Raw genomic sequence first — 19,140 nt, 5'->3', positions numbered from 1 at the left:
TGTTGCCGCTCACTTGCTCTCGGGAACCTTCCAGTCGAACCTGGCCTTGATCGCCGCGCCGTGCGCGGGCAGGTCCTCGGCCTCCGCCAGGGTCACCACATGGTGCGCGACCTCGGCGAGCGCGTCGCGGGTGTAGTCCACGAGGTGGATACCGCGCAGGAAGGACTGCACGGACAGCCCGGAGGAGTGGCAGGCGCAGCCGCCGGTGGGCAGTACGTGGTTGGAGCCGGCCGCGTAGTCGCCGAGGGAGACCGGCGCCCAGGGGCCGATGAAGACGGCGCCCGCGTTGCGCACCCGGTCGGCGACGGCGGCGGCGTCGCGGGTCTGGATCTCCAGGTGCTCGGCGCCGTACGCGTCGACCACCCGCAGCCCTTCCTCGACGCCGTCGACCAGCACGATCGCGGACTGGGGGCCCTTCAGCGCGGGGGCGATGCGGTCGTCCACGTGCTTGCTGGCCGCGACCTGGGGAACGAGTTCGCGTTCCACCGCGTCGGCCAGCTCCGGGGAGTCGGTGACCAGGACGGCGGCGGCCAGCGGGTCGTGCTCGGCCTGGCTGATCAGGTCGGACGCCACGTGCGCCGGGTCGGCGCTGTCGTCGGCGAGGACCGCGATCTCGGTGGGCCCGGCCTCGGCGTCGATGCCGATCCGGCCGGTGAAGTAGCGCTTGGCGGCGGCGACCCAGATGTTGCCGGGGCCGGTGACCATGTTCGCGGGCGGGCAGGACTCGGTGCCGTAGGCGAACATCGCGACGGCGGTGGCGCCGCCCGCCGCGTACACCTCGTCCACGCCGAGCAGGGCGCAGGCGGCCAGGATGGTGGGGTGCGGCAGCCCGCCGAACTCCTTCTGGGCGGGGGAGGCGAGCGCGAGGGAGGGCACTCCGGCCTCCTGCGCGGGCACCACGTTCATGATCACGGACGACGGGTACACCGACCGGCCGCCCGGCGCGTACAGCCCGACCCGGTCGACCGGCACCCACTTCTCGGTGACCGTGCCACCGGGCACGACCTGGGTGGTGTGGGTGGTGCGGCGCTGCGCGCGGTGCACCAGCCGGGCGCGGCGGATGGACTCCTCCAGGGCCGCGCGGACCGCCGGGTCGAGGGCGGCGAGGGCCTGGTCCAGGGCCTCGACGGGCACCCGCACCCGTTCCAGGGTCACTCCGTCGAACTTCTCCGCGAAGTCGATCAGCGCCGCGTCGCCCCGATGATGCACGGCCTCGCAGATCGGGCGCACCTTGTCCAGGGCAGCCGCGACGTCGAAGTCGGCACGGGGCAGCAGGTCGCGCAGGGCGGGACCCTCGGGGAGGGCGTCGCCGCGCAGATCGATTCGGGAGATCACGGGGTCAATTCTCGCAGACCGGCATCGGGCACCGTTCGCGCGTATCGCTGGTTGATACGACCCCGGGGGTCCCGGCGGTCCCGATGGCATCGCGGGGATGGGGGGCTGTGGGGGTGGCCTCCGATGCTGAGCGCGGGAGTGACCGCCGGGGCGGCATGGGGAGCGCGGTGTGGGCGGGAGTGGCGGGACGACGGCCGGGGCGGGGCTGGGAGCGGCGTCGGGGGCTGGGCGGGGCGATGGGGGCGCCTTCGGGACGGCCTCGGGGGCAGCGCCGGGACGACGGCCGGGGGCGCCGTGATGGCTGTCGGGGCGACGGCCGGGGCGACGGCCAAGGGGGCGCCGGGGAGGCTGTCGGGGCGACGGCCGGGACGGCTGCCAAAGGGGCGCTGAGACGGCTGCCGGGTGGCGCGTACGGGAGTGCGGGACGGACACCGCCGGGACACACCTGGACCGCCTCTCGGGTGTCGCCGGGGACACACCCGGACTGCCTCCCGGGTGTCGCCGGGGACACGCCCGGACCGCCGACCGGACACCACCGGGACCGCCGCCCACGGCACCGCCCCGACACCACCGGGACCGCCGCCCACGGCACCGCCCCGACACCACCGGGACCGCCGCCCACGGCACCGCCCCGACACCCCCGACACCCCCGACACCCCCGGGACACCGCCAGCACCACCACCCGGACACCCCCGGACCATCGACGGGGACACCGCCGAGACCGCCCCCTCCCAGAGCCCGCGCGGACACATCCGCTCCGGGACAGCCGACCCGACACCACCGGCAGCACACCGGACACGCCCGGGACGACCGCCCGCAGCCCGCGGGGTTCGCCGCCCATGCACCGCCGGGACCGCGCGAGCCCTCCGAGACCGCCGCCCAGCCCCCGCCAGGATCACCCCCCAGGTCCCCACCACGTCCGTCCGGAAACCGTCGGGATCGGCTCCGAAAACCCCCTTGGTGACCGGCTGTGAAATCAGGGACGATCGACTTCACGTTCCGTGTTCAATCCGCCACTCAGCGGGCATGAACGGCTGTACGAAACCTAAGGGACCCCACTGGACACAGCACCGGACGGGGAGGAAGGGACACCGTGACCGAGGGGGCCGGTCCGAGGACCGGAGAACTGACAGAGCCGGAGACGCCGGGCGCACCGGTGGCGCCGGGAGAGCCGCCCCGGGAGCTGACCGAGGCGGAGGCCGGCATGTGGCGGGCCTACCGCGACGGCGGGGAGTACGACCTGAGCAGCGGTGACGCCGCCGTGGACGACCCGCACGGCGGGCACCCGTGGGGACCCGCGCGGACCGTGCGGGCCCGGGTGCTGTGCTGGCTGCTGCTGGACGGCCCGCCGCCGCTCGCGGGCCGGGTCGCCGCGCTGAAGCTGACCGGCGCGCGCATCACCGGCGCGCTGGACCTCGCGGGCGGCTCGGTCGAGCCGTACGTCGAGCTGCGCGGCTGCCGGTTCGAGGGCGAGGTGCTGCTGCCGGAGGCCCGGTTCCGGACGCTGCGGCTGCTGGACTGCTCGGTGCCGCGGCTGGAGGCGGCCCGGGTGCACACCGAGGGCGATCTGCATCTGCCGCGCTGCCGCTTCCACAACGGCGTCCGGCTGACCGACGCGCACATCGGCACGGATCTGCTGCTCAGCCAGGCGGTGGTGTACCGGGACCGCAGCGGGCGCTCGATCGCGGCGGACGGACTGACCGTCGGCCAGGACCTCCAGGCGGAGATGCTGGAGTCGCACGGCGAGCTGAGCCTGCGCAGCGCCACGGTCGGCGTCTCGCTGAGCCTGCGCGGGGCCCGGCTGTTCAACCCGTACTCCCGGCTCGCGCTGAACGCGCCGCAGCTGACCGTGGAGCGGACGCTGTACCTGACCCCCGCCGGGGTCGGCGGTATCCAGCTCAGCGGGCGGACCCCGGCGCGCGGCACGCCGGTGCAGCGGTTCGAGTGCCGGGGCGGCATCCGGCTGGACGACGGGCGGTTCGGGGACGCGGTCGACATGGAGCGGGCCCGGTTCGTCTTCACCGACGACCAGGAGCTGTCCCTGCGCCGGGTCCAGGTCCCGGAGCTGCGCTTCCTCGGGGAGCGTCCGCAGCGCGGCAAGGTGGTGCTGTCGGGCGCGCGGGTCGTCAACCTGGTGGACCGGGCGAGCGCCTGGCCGGGTCCGGGCAACCTGCACATGGGCGGCTTCAGCTACGAGAACCTCGTCCCGCACGGCCCGTTCCCGCTGGCCGAGCGCCTGGCGTGGGTGTCGGCGGCGACCGCCGAGTACAACCCGGAGCCGTACGAGCGGCTGGCGGCGGTGCTGCGGGCGGGCGGCGAGGAGGAGGACGCCCGGGAGGTGCTGCTCGCCAAGCAGCGCCACCGCCGCGAGACGCTGCCCCCGGCGGCGAAGCTGTGGGGCTTCGCGCAGGACATGACGGTGGCGTACGGGTACCGCCCGGGGCGGGCCGCGGTCTGGATGGCGGTCCTGTGGGCGGCGGGCTCGCTGGCCTTCGCGTACGCCGGGAAGCCGATGGCGTCGGGCAACGCGGGCGATCCGCCGTGGGACCCGGCGCTGTTCGCCCTCGATCTGCTGCTCCCGGTGATCGATCTCGGGCAGACCACGCTCTGGCAGTTGCGCGGCGGCTGGCAGTGGCTGTCGACGGCGCTGGTGCTGACCGGCTGGATTCTGGCCACGACGGTGGCGGCGGGCGCCACGCGGCTGCTGCGCAGAGGATGAGCCGGGAAGGGGCGGTGAACGGGCGGGGTACGGGCACTGTCTGCCGGGGAGGGGGCACGGACCTGGCCCGGAACGGGCAGGGGCCCTGTCCGCGCTGTGCGGGACCCAAGGGGATTGCGGAGGAATCGCGGAGGAAGTGACCAGGTCACGGAGGTGACACCGGTCCGGTTCCGGACGCTTTACCGGCCCTTGACCCGGGCGCGTACAACTTTCCGGAGGTTGTGTGGAGAGGCTGGCGCCGCCACAATCCGCGACTTTCAATGGTCGACACCATGGCTCTGCTGCCCCCTTTCATGCGCGGTGCCCGGATCGCCCGGGGTGCCGGACCCCACCCCTCCGGTCCCCGGCCCGCCGGAGCCGAGCCCGGTGGGCACCTCGCCGCCGGGCTCCCGGCCGACGACGAGGTGCTCCTCGACGCGCCCGACGACCGGCTCGGCCCCGCGCTGGTGGCGGCCGGGCGCCAGGAGTGGACGGCGGCGGCCCGGCTGCTGTCCGGCACCCGGGGCGCGGCCGAGTGGGAGAACCGCGACCGCTACGCGCGTCGCCTCGCCGCGTTCGCGCACGCCCGCACCGAGTGGTTCGAGTCCTGGCGGGCCGCCCCCGGCCACCAGGACGACCCGGACGCGCTCCTGGTCGCCGCCCAGCTGGCCGCCGACCGTGCCTGGCGCTCCCCGGCCCGTGCCGAGCTGCTGGCGCCGGTGGAGGCACTGGTGACGGCCGCCGCCGAGGCCGTACCGCGTGATCCGGTGCCCTGGCGGCTGGCGCTGGACCGGGCGCGCGGCGCGCACGCCGGGCACACCGAGTTCGAGCGGCTGTGGACCGAGGCGGTACGGCGCTCTCCGCACCACTACGGCTGTCATGTGGCCGCCCTGAAGTACCTGGGCGCGTCCTGGCACGGCTCGCACCGCGAGTGTTTCGACTTCGCCGAGCCCGCCGCCGACGACGCCCCGCCCGGCTCGCTGGTGCGGGCGCTGCCGGTGCGCGCCGCGTTCGGCTATCTCACCGACGGCTGCGGGGAGGCCGTGCCCCGGGTGCGGCTGGACGCGGCGGCGGACCGCGCGATCGAGCTGTCCGGCGCCTTCGCCCCGGCCGACCCCTGGCCTGCGGAGATCCGCAATGTGCTGGCGTACGTCCTGCTGCGGCTGGAGCGACGCGCCGACGCGCTGGAGCAGCTGCGGCTGATCGGCCCGTATGCCACGTCGTTCCCCTGGGACCGGGTCGCGGAGGACCCGCTGGGCCTGTTCCTGCTGGCCCGCCGGGAGCTGCGCGCGGCCCCCACGGGGGCCCTGTGGACGGCCTCCACGCTTCCATCTGGTGGGCACGGCGGACGCGCCCACCGCGGCGACCACTAGGCTTCTGCGGCGTGACGACCGTCCGGCTCCCGCTCTTCCCCCTGAACTCCGTGCTGTTCCCGGGGCTGGTGCTCCCGCTCAATGTGTTCGAGGAGCGCTACCGCGCGTTGCTGCGCACGCTCCTCAAGACGCCCGAGGACGAACCGCGCCGCTTCGCCGTGGTGGCGATCCGCGACGGCCACGAGGTGGCGGCCAGCTCCCCCGGCATGCCCGATCCGACCGCGGTGCCCGACCTCGGGCCCGCCGCCGGGTTCGGACCCGATCCGCTGAAGGCGTTCCACGGCGTGGGCTGCGTCGCCGACGCGGCGACCATCCGGGAACGCCCGGACGGCACCTTCGAGGTGCTGGCCACCGGCACGACCCGGGTCCGGCTGCTGTCCGTGGACACCTCGGGCCCGTTCCTGACCGCCGAGGTGGAGACGCTGACGGAGGAACCGGGCGACGAGGCGGGCGCGCTCGCCGAGGGCGTGCTGCGGGCGTTCCGGCAGTACCAGAAGCGGCTGGCGGGGGCGCGGGAACGGTCCCTGGCGGGCGGCGCGGAACTGCCCGACGAGCCGCAGGTGGTGTCGTACCTGGTGGCCGCCGCCATGATGCTGGACACCCCGACCAAGCAACGCCTCCTCCAGGCGCCGGACGCGGCCTCGCGGCTGCGCGACGAACTGAAACTGCTGCGCACGGAGACCGCGATCATCCGTACGCTGCCATCCTTGCCGGCCGCGGAGCTGACCCGCGGTCCGACGAGCCTGAACTGAGGCGTGAGAGAGGCTGGGCCCGGATGGCGAAGAAGGCGAAGCAGACGGCGGGCGGCACCCCGGCGACGGTGGCGCTGACGACGGCGGGAGTGCCGTACACCGTGCACTCCTACGACCACGACCCCGCGCATCCCTCCTACGGGGAGGAGGCGGCCGAGGCCATGGGGGTGGCGCCGGAGCGGGTGTTCAAGACGCTGGTGGCGGAGGTCGACGGCGGGCTGACCGTGGCGGTGGTGCCGGTGGCGGGCTCCCTGGACCTCAAGGCGCTCGCGGCGGCGGTCGGCGGCAAGAAGGCGGCCATGGCGGACCCGGCGGCGGCGGAGCGGACCACCGGGTACGTACGGGGCGGGATCTCCCCCCTCGGTCAGCGCAAGCGCCTGCCCACGGTCCTGGACGCCTCGGCGTCCGCCCACGCCACGATCTGTGTCTCGGCGGGCCGCCGGGGCCTGGAGGTCGAACTGTCCCCGCAGGACCTGGCGCGGCTGACGGGGGCGGTGCTCGCGCCGATCGGCCGGGCGTAGCAGCCGTACATGTGCGGCCTTCGACGCGGGCCCGTACATGTGCGGCCTTCGACGCGGGCCCGTACATGTGCCGCCCTCGACACGGGCCCGTACATGTGCGGCCCTCGACGCGGGCCCGTGCGTGTCGGGCCCCTCGACGCGGGCCCGTTCTTCGGCTAAGGACGAAAGGCATGTCGAAGCGACGGCGCAAGCGGAAGTGGCGGATTCGGAAGCACCGGGCGAACCACGGAAGGAAACCGGCGTGACCGGCTCCTAGGCCCCCGGTCCCGTACTCCCCCAGGTCTCCTGAGGCTGCTCGTCCCGTGGTCCGAACAGGGCCGTGAGACCCAGGTGGACGAGCAGACCCGCCACCGACCACGCCAGCAGCGCCCCCTTCGCGCCGAGTTCCAGCGGCGCCGAGAAGGACACGTTCCGGCCCGCCTCACGGGCGTGGGCCAGGACGTCGTCCGTGGGGCCGAGCCATACGCCGACCCGCCAGGCGATCACGGAGGCGAGCAGTCCGCCGACCCCCAGCGCCACCACCAGCGGCACCCCGCCGTGCCGCCGCCAGACGAACACCGCGACCGCCGTCGCCGCCCCGAACGCGAGCGCCAGCAAGGTGAACGTCCCGTCCACCCCGATCGCCTGCTCCCCCTCGGTGTCCCGCACATACACGGCCCAGGTGCCGTCCACCACGTCCCCGACCAGCGGTACGCGCGGTGCCAGCCAGGACCACAGCGCCCCCAGTCCCACTCCGAGCACGGCCAGCGCGACCAGGACCACGCCGGCTTCACGTATCTCGGTGCGCAGCCCCGGCCCGGTCGGCTTCCCGCCCTCCGCGGCCCCGGCGGCGTCCCAGAGGGCGCCCTGAGCGGCGTACGCCCCGTCCGGCGTATGCCACGCCCCTGAGCCGCCGTCGGCGGGCTGACTGCTGTGCGAGGGCCGCTCGTGCGGCGGAGGCGGCGGCGTCAAAGGAGCGGTCACCCTGACATCGTGCCAGGCCCGGCTGTGCGGTGCGTCACCGGACGGCCGCCCGACGGTAGGCCCAGGTGGCCACCGCCAGCGAGATCACCCCGACCCCGGCGCACACGGCCAGGTCACCGAGGACGTACGCCCATTCGGTGGACCCGGAGAAGGTCCGCGCGTACGCCTCGACCCCGTAGGTCGAGGGCAGCAGATCGCGGGCGACACGGACCAGTTCCGGCATCCGCTCGGGCGGCAGCACGCCGAGGAGCAGCGCCGCCGACATGCCGAGCTGGCCCAGCAGGGTGGCCAGCTCCGGCCGGGGGGCGAGCAGCCCGAGCGCGGCGCCGAGCCCGGCGAGCGCGGCACCGGCCAGCGGGATCACCGCGATCAGAATCCACAGGTTGGTCAGCGGCAGCCCGAACAGCACACAGCCGAACACCGCCGTGACGAGCGTGCCGGGCACGGTGAAGGAGGCGTACGCGCCCGCCGCGCCCAGCACCACCGCGGCGGGCGGCACCGGCAGCGTGGCGTAGTGGTCGAGACCACCGGAGGCGCGCAACTGGCCGAAGTACTGGGCGAGCAGGTTCAGCGCGACGAACGCGACGACCAGGATGGACGACCCGGCGACCACGGCCTCGGCCTGGCTGCCGCTGCCGTCCACCACCCCGCGCATCATGATCAGGATGCCGACGGATTGAAACGTCGCCACGAACAGGAGCGGAATCCGCGCCACCCGCGCCCGCGACAGCTGCGCCCGGTACACGGCCGCCAGCGACGGCCACAGCCGCGCCCGCGGCCCCAGCTCGGCGGCGGCGCGCCGGGGGCGTTCGTCCGAAGCCAGGGCACTGCCCGGCAGCACCTCTGCGGGTACGACACTCACCTCGCGCTGCTCCCCTTCCCAGGGTCGGTTCCTGCGGCGGCGGCCGGAACGGTCCTGCCCGTCCTGTCCTGGTGTACGGCCCGGACGCCGCGTCCGCTCATTCCACCGGCGCGCACGGCGGCCGTGCGGCGGGTCATGACTTCACCAGCCCCTGCCGCGCGCCGCCGCCCAGCGCCAGATACACGTCCTCCAGGCTGGGCGTGGCGAGCGTGAAGTCGTCCAGCGCGGCGAAGGCGGCTCCGCCGGTGACCGTGGCGACCACCGCGCGGGCCTCGTCCGGCGCGAGCCGGAGCGTCCAGCGCCGTCCGCTCTCCTGGGCGGCCTCGCGCAGCGCGGCGACCTCGGGCACCTCCAGCGGCGCCCGCTCCCGCCACACCAGCTCCACCCGGACCTCTCCGGCGACCCGCTCCTTGAGCCCGGTGGGGCTGTCGCAGGCGATCACCCGGCCCCGGTCCAGGACGGCGACCCGGTCGAGGACGGTCTCGGCCTCGATGACGTTGTGGGTGACCAGCAGCACGGTCGTACCGCGTTCCGCGCGGCGGCGGTCCACGGCGGACCACACCGCGCGGCGGGCCACCGGGTCCATGCCGGTGGTCGGCTCGTCCAGCACCAGGAGGGGCCGCTCCCCGATCAGCGCGGCGGCGACACACGCCAGCCGCCGCTGCCCGCCGGACAGTTTCTTCAGCGCCCGCCCGGCGATCGGCGCGAGCCCCAGCTCGTCGAGGACGTCGTCCCGCTCGGCCCGTGCCCGCCGGATGTCCAGCCCGCGCAGCCGCCCGGTGGTCTCGGCGGCCAGGGACACGGTCAACTCATCGAGCGCGGTCGACTCCTGCCCGAGATAGGCGAGAATCCGCGAGGCCCGCTCCGGGTGCCGGACGATGTCGTGCCCGAGGATCTCCACGGTGCCGCTGTCGGGCCGCATCAGCCCGGTGATCTGGCGTACGACGGTGGACTTCCCGGCGCCGTTCGGCCCGAGCAGTCCGAAGATCTCACCGCGCCGCACATCGAGCCCGACCCCGTCGGCGGCCCGCACCTCGGGCACCGCCGGAACCCCGCGCCGCCCGCGCACCGCGGGATAGGTCTTGGTGAGCCCGCGCACCGCACACACGACCTCACGACCCTCGTGGATGCCCCCTGCCGCGCCCGTACTCACAAGCAGCCAGCCTAAGGGGTCCCCCCCACCCCCACTTCACGCACCCCCACACAGGAGCACGGGGATCTGCCCCCACAGGGGCCCTCAAGAGGGCACGGGAGCCACCCCACAGGTCCACAGGTCCACAGGTCCACAGGTCCACAGGTCCACAGGTCCACAGGTCGGGGGAGCCGCCTCAATAGGGGCGCCGGGCATCTACCTCATAGGGACGCACGGGGACCTGCCCCATAGGGCCACGGGGACCTGCCCCATAGGGCCACGGGCATCTGCCCCATAGGGGCGCGGGGAACTGCGCAAAAAACCCACCGCCCCGCACCCGAATTCCACCCCCACCCCCACCCACCCCAGGGGCGCGGGGAACTGCGCAATCAACCCCCACCCCCACCAACCCGCACCCAAAACACCCCCCACCCCCACCTACTCCCCCGCCCCCGACGGATGTCGCTCCGCTCCGGTCCGCACATCGATCTCCCGCCAGAACCCCGCCCGGATCGCGTACCGATCATGCTCATCGATCTGATCGTCCTTGTGCGCGAGCAACCCGAACCGCGCCGCGTACCGCAGCAACTCCCCGTCGATCCGGTGCGGCACGCGCGGATACATCCCCGACAGCCGCTGCACATGTCCCTGCCCCGGCTCCCCGAGCCGCGCCAGCCACCGCCGGGCGAACACCTGCCCCACCTCGTAGGGGTCGCCCCCCACCGTGGTGATGTCCTCCTCCCGGTCCGCCCACCGCTGCTCCGCGGTGGTCAGCTGCGCCAGCGTCGGCATGGCGGCGACCTCCGGCGGCTCCGCGGCCGTACCGGGCCGGTCGACCCACCCCTTGTCGGACGACCACCGCAGCGTCGCCGTGGCCGGCTGCGGCTTGTCGGGATGCGCGCCGGGCGCGCGCAGCGCGGCGAGGTCCTTGGGCGTGGGCACCCCCTTGGCCGCCGCGGGCACCCGCTCCTCGACGCCGCCGGTCGCCGCGGCGGCCGGGTGGGTCCGCTCCTCGGCGGGCCGCTCCGCCGCGGCGAGCGCCCCTTCCGGCAGCGGCGCCGACAGGATCGCGGCGATCTCGGGCCGGGGCGCGGGCGGCGGCGCGCACACCCGTTCCTTGGCCTGCACCGCGCGGGTGATCCAGGCCCGGTCCAGGACCCGCCGTTCGTCCGCCTCGGCGACCAGGTCCTCGGACTGGTTGTAGTCCCCGTCGGCGGCCTGTACGGCCCACAGGTGGACGGCGACCCCGTGCTCCTTGGCGGCCATCATGCCCGGCAGCAGATCACCGTCGCCGGTGACCAGCACGACATCGGAGCAGGCGCGGTTGCGGGCCAGCTCGGTCAGTTCGGCGTGCATCGCGGCGTCGACGCCCTTCTGCGCCCACCGTCCGTCACTGCGGGTGAGGGCTCCGAGTCGGACGGTCACCCGGGGCATCACACGCAGTCGGCGGTGCTCGGGCTGGGGCACCCGGTCGGGGGCGCCGTCGAACCAGTAGATGCGCAGCAGCGGCTGCTGGGTGTCGGACTCGGCACGGTCACGCAGGCCCTGGATCAGGGCGGCGTGGTCGACGGTGATGCGGGACCTGGAGGGCTCTCCGGCCAGAAGGCTCGCGGCGGCCCCCAGCAGATACCCGGCGTCCACCAGGACGATGCAGCGGTCCACGCGACTCACCCACTTCCTGGGAGGTTTGCTTGGAGCTTTCTTCGAGTCTGCCCGACGGTGCGGAGGTTAACGGCCCGAACTCGATCATCGGCGTGGCGTTTCGGAACACTGCCACGCCACCCCTCCTGTCACACACGGTAATTATCCGAAATGCGATCGATGTCGGCATGTGTGAGTCTGAGGGCGGCCCCGGACCCCCTTCAGGAGGCAGATCACCATGGCCAAGAACAAGAAGCAGGATCGCAAGCAGCCGCAGTCCGAGCGCAGCCAGCAGTCCGCCGAGCAGTCGTCGCTGGAGCAGCAGGCGCAGCAGGCGACCCCCGCCGACGTGGCGCGCAAGGGCCGGCAGAAGCGGTTCGGCCACAACTGACATCGGTGGCGGCCGGGCCGTGGGCCAGGCACAGCCATCCGGAGCACAGCCATGACGGAGGGGCGCACCCCGCACGGGATGCGCCCCTCGGTCGTACTCGGACCCTGTCCGGGCCCCCTCGGACTCAGCCCGCCAGGCAGGACGGCCCGAGCAGCACCTCTCGGACTCAGCCCGCCAGGCAGGACGGTCCCAGCAGCACCTTCAGATCCCCGAACAGCGCCGGGTCCGGCTTCACCCGGTGCCGGTCCAGCCGCAGGACGGTCGTCCTCGTCGGCCCCTGGAGCCTGATCCGTACCTCGCTGTCGCCCTTGTGGTGCTGGAGGATCTCGCCGAGGCGGCTGATCATCGGCGGGGTGACCCGGGTGGCCGGGATGGTGAGCACGACCGGCGCGTTGGTGCCCGCCATGGACAGGTCGGGGACCATCAGCTCCATGGCGACCAGCCGCGGGACGTCCTCCCGCTTGTCGAGCCGGCCCTTGACGAACACCACCGCGTCCTCCACCAGTTGGGTGGAGATCAGCTGGTAGGTCGCCGGGAAGAACATGCACTCGATGGAGCCCGCGAGGTCCTCCACGGTGGCGATGGCCCAGGCGTTGCCCTGCTTGGTCATCTTGCGCTGGAGGCCGGAGATGATGCCGCCGATGGTGACGACCGCGCCGTCGCCGAAGTCACCGCCGGTGAGCTGGGAGATACCCGCGTCCGCCTTGTCGGAGAGCACATGCTCCAGACCGAACAGCGGGTGATCGGACACATACAGTCCGAGCATCTCCCGCTCCTGCGCGAGCAGATACGTCTTCTCCCACTCCTCCGGCGCAAACTCCACGTCCAGACCGAAGCCGGGCTCACTGGTGTCGTCGTCGCCCATGCCGCCGAACAGGTCGAACTGTCCCTCGGCCTCCTTGCGCTTGACCGCGACCACATTGTCGATCATCGGTTCGTACTGCGCGGTCAGACCCTTGCGGGTGTGCCCCATGGAGTCGAAGGCACCGGCCTTGATCAGGGACTCCGTGGTCCGCTTGTTGCAGACGACGGCCTCGACCTTGTCGAGGTAGTCGGGGAAGGAGGAGTACTTCCCCTTGGCCTTGCGGCATCTGATGATCGACTCCACCACGTTGGTGCCGACGTTGCGCACCGCGGAGAGGCCGAAGAGGATCACGTCGTCGCCCTGCGCGGCGAAGTTCGACATGGACTCGTTGACGTTCGGCGGGAGCACCTTGATGCCCATGCGGCGGCATTCGTTGAGATAGATCGCCGACTTGTCCTTGTCGTCCTTGACCGAGGTGAGCAGCCCCGCCATGTACTCGGCGGGGTGGTTCGCCTTGAGGTAGGCGGTCCAGTAGGAGACCAGTCCGTACGCCGCCGAGTGCGCCTTGTTGAAGGCGTATCCGGCGAACGGGACCAGCACGTCCCACAGCGCCTGGATGGCCTCGTCGCTGTAGTCGTTCTTCCGGGCGCCCGCCTGGAAGATGGTGAAGTTCTTGGCGAGTTCCTCGGGCTTCTTCTTGCCCATCACCCGGCGCAGGATGTCGGCCTCGCCCAGCGAGTACCCGGCGATGATCTGCGCGGCCTTCTGCACCTGCTCCTGGTAGACGATCAGGCCGTAGGTGACGTCCAGGACCTCCTTGAGCGGCTCCTCCAGCTCCGGGTGGATCGGGGTGATCTCCTGCTGGCCGTTCTTGCGCAGGGCGTAGTTGGTGTGCGAGTTCATGCCCATGGGGCCCGGCCGGTACAGGGCGGAGACGGCGGAGATGTCTTCGAAGTTGTCCGGCTTCATCAGGCGCAGCAGGGAGCGCATGGGGCCGCCGTCGAACTGGAAGACGCCCAGGGTGTCACCGCGCTGGAGCAGTTCGAAGGTCGTCGGATCGTCCAGCGGGAGGCCCAGCAGGTCGATGTCGATGCCCTTGTTGGACTTCACCATCTTGACGGCGTCGTCCATGATCGTCAGGTTGCGCAGGCCCAGGAAGTCCATCTTCAGCAGGCCGAGCGACTCACAGCTCGGGTAGTCCCACTGGGTGATGGTCACCCCGTCGCTGTGCCGGACCCACACCGGGACATGCTCGGTGATGGTCTCGCTGGACATGATCACACCGGCGGCGTGCACACCCATCTGCCGGACCAGGCCCTCCACACCGCGGGCGGTGTCGATGACCTTCTTGACGTCCGGCTCGTTCTCGTACATCCCGCGGATCTCGCCCGCCTCGCCGTAGCGCGGGTGGGCGGAGTCGGTGATGCCGGAGAGCGGGATGCCCTTGCCGAGGACGTCCGGCGGCATCGCCTTGGTGAGCCGGTCGCCCATCGCGTACGGGTAGCCCAGCACCCGCGCGGAGTCCTTGATCGCGTTCTTGGCCTTGATGGTGCCGTAGGTGCCGATCATGGCGACCTTGTCGGCGCCGTACTTCTCCGTCACGTACCGGATGACCTCGACGCGCCGGCGCTCGTCGAAGTCGATGTCGACATCGGGCATCGAGATGCGCTCGGGGTTCAGGAACCGCTCGAAGATCAGTCCGTGCGGGATCGGGTCGAGGTCGGTGATGCCCATGGCGTACGCGACGATCGAGCCCGCCGCGGAGCCACGGCCGGGGCCGACCGCGATGCCCTGCTTCTTGGCCCACATGATGAAGTCGGCGACGACCAGGAAGTAGCCGGGGAAGCCCATCGAGATGATGACGTCCATCTCGTACTCGGCCTGCTTGACGCGGTCCTCGGGGACACCGCCGGGGAAGCGGCGCTCCATGCCCCGGCGGACCTCCTCCTGGAACCAGGTGACCTCGGTGTAGCCGTCGGGGATGTCGAACTTCGGCATCAGGTTGCGGGACTCGAACATGCCCGTGGTGTCGACCATCTCGGCCACCAGCAGGGTGTTGGCGCAGCCCTCCTGCCAGGCGTCCGAGGAGTCGATGGCGTACATCTCGTCCGTGGACTTCAGGTAGTAGCCCGTGCCGTCGAACTTGAAGCGGTCCGGGTCGGAGAGGTTCTTGCCGGTCTGGATGCACAGCAGCGCGTCGTGGGCCGTCGCCTCGTGGGCGTAGGTGTAGTGCGAGTCGTTGGTGACCAGCGGGGGGATGCCGAGCTTCTTGCCGATCTCCAGGAGGCCGTCACGGACCCGGTGCTCGATCTCGATGCCGTGGTCCATCAGCTCCAGGAAGTAGCGGTCCTTGCCGAAGATGTCCTGGTAGTCGGCGGCGGCCTTGAGGGCCTCGTCGTGCTGGCCGAGGCGCAGCCGGGTCTGGAGCTCGCCGGAGGGGCAGCCGGTGGAGGCGACGATCCCCTCGGACCACTGGGCGATGGTCTCCTTGTCCATCCGGGGCCACTTCTGGAGCCAGCCCTCGGCGTACGCGTCGGAGGAGAGCCGGAAGATGTTGTGCAGGCCCTTGGCGTTGACCGCCCACATCGTCTTGTGGGTGTAGCCGCCGGAACCGGAGACGTCGTCCCGCTTCTGGTGCGGCTGGCCCCACTGGATCTTGCGCTTGTTGCGCCGGGACTCGGGCGCGACATACGCCTCGATCCCGATGATCGGGGTGACCCCGGCTTTCTTCGCGGTGTGGAAGAAGTCGTACGCCCCGTGCAGATTGCCGTGGTCGGACATGGCGATATGGGTCATGCCCATCTCGTTGCACGCGTTGAACATGTCCTTCAGCCGCGCGGCACCGTCCAGCAGCGAGTACTGGGTGTGGACGTGCAGGTGCGTGAACGGCGGCTTGGACACGGTGCGACCTCCAGGGAAAACACTGGGTGACAGGCGGACGGACACTTCTGGGGACAGCGTCGAAGTCTATGCCGCCGCACTGACAATCCGGCGCCCGCCCCGCGTACCTTCACAGCGGGGGCCGCGCCCCGGGAGAGGGCACTTCCACAGCGGGGCCGTGCCGCGGGAGCGGGCACTTCCACAGCCGGGGGCCGTGCCTCGGGAGCGGGCACTTTCGGACGGCCCCGCCCGTTGGAGACGACAGAAACGCTGTCGTACAGATGTACCAGGAGGCACTCCGCGATGTCGGTCCCACAGCTCAGTGACGAGCGGCGCGGCGAGGAGATCCTCGCCGTCTTCGACACCGCCTTCGGCCAGCTCCTGGCCGCCGACCCGGCCGCGTTCCGGGTGAAGTTCCGCAAGATGGCGGCCTCCGCGTTCGCCTTCTACCGCGGCACGGCCTGTCTGTACTACCACGACCTGGAGGCGGCGAGCGGCGGCCGGACGGCGGGTTCCCCGTTCCTGGACGAGCGCACCGCGCGGGTCTGGATCCACGGCGACCTGCACGCGGAGAACTTCGGCACGTACATGGATTCGAACGGCCGTCTGGTCTTCAACGTCAACGACTTCGACGAGGCGTATGTGGGCCCCTTCACCTGGGACCTCAAGCGCTTCGCCGCCTCCATGGCGCTGATCGGCTACGCGAAGGCGCTCAGCGACGAGCAGATCACCGAGCTGGTGACGGTCTACGCGCTGGCCTACCGCGAGCGGGTGCACGCGCTGGCGACGGGCGCCAAGAGCGACGAGGTGCCGCCCTTCACCCTGGACACCGCCCAGGGCCCGCTGCTGGACGCGCTGCGCGACGCCCGCTCGCTGACCCGCTTCGCGCTGCTGGAGTCGATGACCGAGATCCGTGACTTCGAGCGCCGCTTCGCGCCCGGAGGCGGCTCCATAGAGCTGGACGCGGCGACGCGGTACAAGGTGCTGGCCGCCTTCGACGGCTATCTGGAGACGCTCCCCGAGGACTCACTGGCCCGCCCCGACTCCTACCGGGTCAAGGACGTCGTGGGGCGCCGGGGCATAGGCATAGGGTCCGCCGGTCTGCCGTCGTACAACATCCTCCTGGAGGGGCACAGCGACGCCCTGGAGAACGACGTGGTGATCTACGTCAAGCAGGCCCAGACCCCGGCCGTCTCCCGCCATCTGACCGACCCCGCGATCCGGGACTACTTCCAGCACGAGGGGCACCGCACGGTGCTGTCCCAGCGCGCCCTCCAGGCGCACGCCGACCCGTGGCTGGGCTGGACCGAGCTGGACGGGGCGGGCCAGCTGGTCGCCGAGGTCTCGCCGTACGCGGTGGATCTGGACTGGGGCGACATCGACGACCCGGAGGAGATCGCGGCGGTCGTAGCCGACCTCGGCCGGGCCACGGCGACGATGCACGCGGCGGCGGACGACACCTCCGGCGAGTCCCTGGTGCCGTTCTCCACCGAGCGGGCCATCGACGCGGCCATCGCGGCCGACGAGGAGGGCTTCGCCCCGCTGCTGGTGGACTTCGCGCACCGGTACGGCGCCCGCGCGCGGGCCGACCACCAGATCTTCGTGGACCTGTTCCGCAACGGCCGTATCCCGGGGCTGTGACGCCCCGCGCGGCAGCCGCCCACCGCCCCGGACCGTGACGAAGGGGTCACCCTCGGACAACGGTCAGGTGTCCCACGTCACCCTTTAGGGGTCCCTTACCGGACTCCGTGACACACTCTCACCGCGATGGACATATCCGGAACCCCGATCAGAGTCGTCCGCGCGGCGCTGTTCACGGCACTCGTCGTGACCCTCGGCACCGCGTCGCACGTGCTGCTGTCCGGGGTCCCGCTGCCGCTGGGCACGGTCGGGGCGGCAGCCGCCGGGGTCTTCGCCGTGGCCTATCTGCTGGCGGGCCGCCGCGAGCGGAGCCTCGGCCGGATCGCCGCCCTGCTGATCCCGCTGGAACTGGCCGTCGACACGCTCTTCACGGCCGGTCAGCACGCCTGCTACGGCGCCGCGGGCGGCCCGGTGACCGGCCCGCTGCGCGCGGTCGGCCTGGACGTCCTCTGCGCGGGCCAGGTCGGCTCCCCGCTGGCCCGGATGACGGCCACCACGGCCGCCGCCCCGGACCGCGCCGCCGCACTGTTCGCCGACGCCGACCCCGAGGCGGCCTGGCTGCTGCTCGCCGCGCATGTCGGCATCGGGCTGCTGGCCGCCGTCTGGCTGCGGCGCGGTGAGCGGGCGCTGGCCCAGCTGCTGGCCGCCGCCGCGGCGACCACGTTCCGCCCGCTGCTGCTGGCGGTGGCCGCGGTGACGGTCCGCCCCGCGCGGGTCGGCGTCCGGCTGCCGCGCACCGCCGAGCGCCCCGCGGCCGTCCGCGAGCTGCTGCTCTCGCACGGCCTGGGCCGCCGCGGCCCCCCGGCCGCCCTCTCCTTCGCCTGACGGCGGCGCTCGCCCGCCCCGGCACGTCTCGCACGTCTCCGGGCTCCGGTCGACGCACGGACCGCTGAGGCGCGCCCACGGCACACCACCACGAGGACGCTCGTCCCCGGGCGACCGGGTGGTGGGCGCTCGTCCCCGGGCGACCGGCGGTGGGCGCTCGTCCCCGGGCGACCGGGCGATCAGGCCCCAGAAGGCACATGCGCACCAGGTACACCCACGCACAGCGCGTACCTCAAGCGCACCACTGATGCGCAGACGCACAGAGACACAGAGACACACCCGCGCAAACGCGCACAAACGATCAGACGTGCAAACACGCACACGTACGCGCATCCGCACACGTACTGACCACCAGACGTACGAGAAGACGTCCCCTCCCCCACTCGGAGACACATCCATGAGCAAGCGAAACACCAACGCCGCCAAGTCCGCCGCGCGTGAGCGCCTCCGTCAGGAGCGTGAGCGCGAGGCCAAGCGCGCGAAGACCAAGCGCCAGATCGTCGTCGCCCTCTCGGTCGTCGGTGTCCTGGCGGCGGCGGGCGGCATAGGCTACGCCGTCGTCCAGGCGAACAAGCCCGGCCACTGGGAGGCCGTACAGGACGAGACGGTCGCCGCCCCGGCCAACACCACCGGCACCGACGGCACCAGTGTCGTGATCGGCAAGGCCGACGCCCCCAAGACGCTGAAGATCTACGAGGACCCGCGCTGCCCGGTCTGTGCCTCCTTCGAGCAGACGGTCGGCTCGACCGTCGACAAGGACGTGGCGGACGGCAAGTACAAGGTCCAGTTCGTCGGCGGCACCTTCCTGGACGGCGACTCGCTCGGCGACGGCCAGGTCGGCTCCAACGGCGAGGGCTCCAAGAACGCGATGAGCGCGCTGGGCGCCGCCCTGAACGTGAGCCCGGAGGCGTTCCTCCAGTACAAGGCGGCGCTGTACTCGGCGAAGTTCCACCCGGAGGAGTCGGACGACAAGTTCGCCGACGACAGCTATCTGATCGAGATCGGCGACAGCGTCCCGGCCCTCAAGGACAACGCCAAGTTCCAGAACGCGGTGAACAACGGCACGTACGACGCGTGGGCGCTGGCGATGTCCAAGTCCTTCGACACCAACAAGGACGATGTGTCGGGCACCCCCAGCTTCGTCATGGACGGCAAGAAGCTGACCACGGCGGGCGGTAGCCAGCCGATGACGGTCGCGGACTTCAACACGGCGGTGGACGCGGCCCTCAAGGGCTGACGGCACCCCGGCCACCAGGAGCCGCGCGGAGGACGCCCCGGCGTCCGCGGCGAACAGGCGTCCCTGGACGAACAGGCGGGCGAA

The 19,140-nt window shown here is 72.3% G+C and carries 14 protein-coding genes; 8 read left to right on the top strand and 6 right to left on the bottom strand.

Annotated features, from left to right (window positions below; translation table 11 throughout):
* Positions 1 to 9 precede the first annotated feature (9 nt).
* On the bottom strand, positions 10 to 1,335 hold the full coding sequence (hisD, locus tag AB0D49_RS16370; protein WP_362757491.1) for a histidinol dehydrogenase: 1,326 nt from the start codon (positions 1,333 to 1,335) through the stop codon (positions 10 to 12).
* Between the two features lie 1,156 nt (positions 1,336 to 2,491).
* On the opposite strand from hisD, the gene AB0D49_RS16365 reads away from it, so the two are divergent.
* The 4 genes from AB0D49_RS16365 (at position 2,492) to ybaK (ending at position 6,679) form a co-directional block, all read left to right on the top strand.
* Positions 2,492 to 4,054 carry an oxidoreductase gene (locus AB0D49_RS16365; RefSeq protein ID WP_362757758.1) on the top strand — a complete coding sequence of 521 codons (1,563 nt, stop codon included), beginning with the start codon at positions 2,492 to 2,494 and terminating at the stop codon, positions 4,052 to 4,054.
* Positions 4,055 to 4,314: 260 nt separating this feature from the next.
* Positions 4,315 to 5,406 carry a hypothetical protein gene (locus AB0D49_RS16360; RefSeq protein ID WP_362757489.1) on the top strand — a complete coding sequence of 364 codons (1,092 nt, stop codon included), beginning with the start codon at positions 4,315 to 4,317 and terminating at the stop codon, positions 5,404 to 5,406.
* A gap of 11 nt (positions 5,407 to 5,417) precedes the next feature.
* The gene (locus tag AB0D49_RS16355) at positions 5,418 to 6,158 is read left to right on the top strand and encodes an LON peptidase substrate-binding domain-containing protein (RefSeq protein ID WP_362757487.1); all 741 of its coding nucleotides are present in this window, start codon (positions 5,418 to 5,420) and stop codon (positions 6,156 to 6,158) included.
* Between the two features lie 23 nt (positions 6,159 to 6,181).
* Positions 6,182 to 6,679: a Cys-tRNA(Pro) deacylase gene (gene ybaK, locus AB0D49_RS16350; RefSeq protein WP_362757485.1), complete on the top strand. Its 498-nt coding sequence runs from the start codon at positions 6,182 to 6,184 to the stop codon at positions 6,677 to 6,679.
* 252 nt (positions 6,680 to 6,931) lie between these two features.
* Here ybaK and AB0D49_RS16345 read toward each other — a convergent pair whose 3' ends face one another.
* From AB0D49_RS16345 to AB0D49_RS16330, 4 genes are all read right to left on the bottom strand, one after another.
* Positions 6,932 to 7,642 carry an AAA family ATPase gene (locus AB0D49_RS16345; protein ID WP_362757484.1) on the bottom strand — a complete coding sequence of 237 codons (711 nt, stop codon included), beginning with the start codon at positions 7,640 to 7,642 and terminating at the stop codon, positions 6,932 to 6,934.
* A gap of 34 nt (positions 7,643 to 7,676) precedes the next feature.
* Positions 7,677 to 8,504, bottom strand: a complete 828-nt coding sequence (locus tag AB0D49_RS16340) for an ABC transporter permease (protein WP_362757482.1) — start codon at positions 8,502 to 8,504, stop codon at positions 7,677 to 7,679.
* 133 nt (positions 8,505 to 8,637) lie between these two features.
* Positions 8,638 to 9,612 carry an ABC transporter ATP-binding protein gene (locus tag AB0D49_RS16335; RefSeq protein ID WP_362757756.1) on the bottom strand — a complete coding sequence of 325 codons (975 nt, stop codon included), beginning with the start codon at positions 9,610 to 9,612 and terminating at the stop codon, positions 8,638 to 8,640.
* A 462-nt stretch (positions 9,613 to 10,074) separates the two neighbouring features.
* Positions 10,075 to 11,298 (bottom strand): NYN domain-containing protein, encoded by a 1,224-nt coding sequence (locus tag AB0D49_RS16330; protein ID WP_362757754.1) that lies wholly within the window; start codon positions 11,296 to 11,298, stop codon positions 10,075 to 10,077.
* Between the two features lie 217 nt (positions 11,299 to 11,515).
* Between AB0D49_RS16330 and AB0D49_RS16325 the strand changes: the two genes are divergently transcribed.
* Positions 11,516 to 11,668, top strand: coding sequence for a hypothetical protein (locus AB0D49_RS16325; protein ID WP_362757480.1), 153 nt, complete (start codon positions 11,516 to 11,518; stop codon positions 11,666 to 11,668).
* 166 nt (positions 11,669 to 11,834) lie between these two features.
* Here the strand turns inward: AB0D49_RS16325 and dnaE are convergent, their stop codons facing one another.
* Positions 11,835 to 15,374 carry a DNA polymerase III subunit alpha gene (gene dnaE / locus AB0D49_RS16320; protein WP_362757478.1) on the bottom strand — a complete coding sequence of 1,180 codons (3,540 nt, stop codon included), beginning with the start codon at positions 15,372 to 15,374 and terminating at the stop codon, positions 11,835 to 11,837.
* 282 nt (positions 15,375 to 15,656) lie between these two features.
* Here dnaE and AB0D49_RS16315 point away from each other — a divergent pair, with 282 nt between their 5' ends.
* The 3 genes from AB0D49_RS16315 (at position 15,657) to AB0D49_RS16305 (ending at position 19,056) form a co-directional block, all read left to right on the top strand.
* Positions 15,657 to 16,994 carry a DUF2252 domain-containing protein gene (locus tag AB0D49_RS16315; protein WP_362757476.1) on the top strand — a complete coding sequence of 446 codons (1,338 nt, stop codon included), beginning with the start codon at positions 15,657 to 15,659 and terminating at the stop codon, positions 16,992 to 16,994.
* 126 nt (positions 16,995 to 17,120) lie between these two features.
* Positions 17,121 to 17,819, top strand: coding sequence for a hypothetical protein (locus tag AB0D49_RS16310; protein ID WP_362757474.1), 699 nt, complete (start codon positions 17,121 to 17,123; stop codon positions 17,817 to 17,819).
* Positions 17,820 to 18,216: 397 nt separating this feature from the next.
* The gene (locus AB0D49_RS16305) at positions 18,217 to 19,056 is read left to right on the top strand and encodes a thioredoxin domain-containing protein (protein WP_362757472.1); all 840 of its coding nucleotides are present in this window, start codon (positions 18,217 to 18,219) and stop codon (positions 19,054 to 19,056) included.
* Positions 19,057 to 19,140 lie beyond the last annotated feature (84 nt).

Source organism: Streptomyces sp. NPDC048290, assembly GCF_040652095.1.
Lineage (GTDB): Bacteria > Actinomycetota > Actinomycetes > Streptomycetales > Streptomycetaceae > Streptomyces.
Note: the sequence above shows the minus strand (reverse complement) of the source record. Positions and strands in the feature narration are given on the sequence as shown.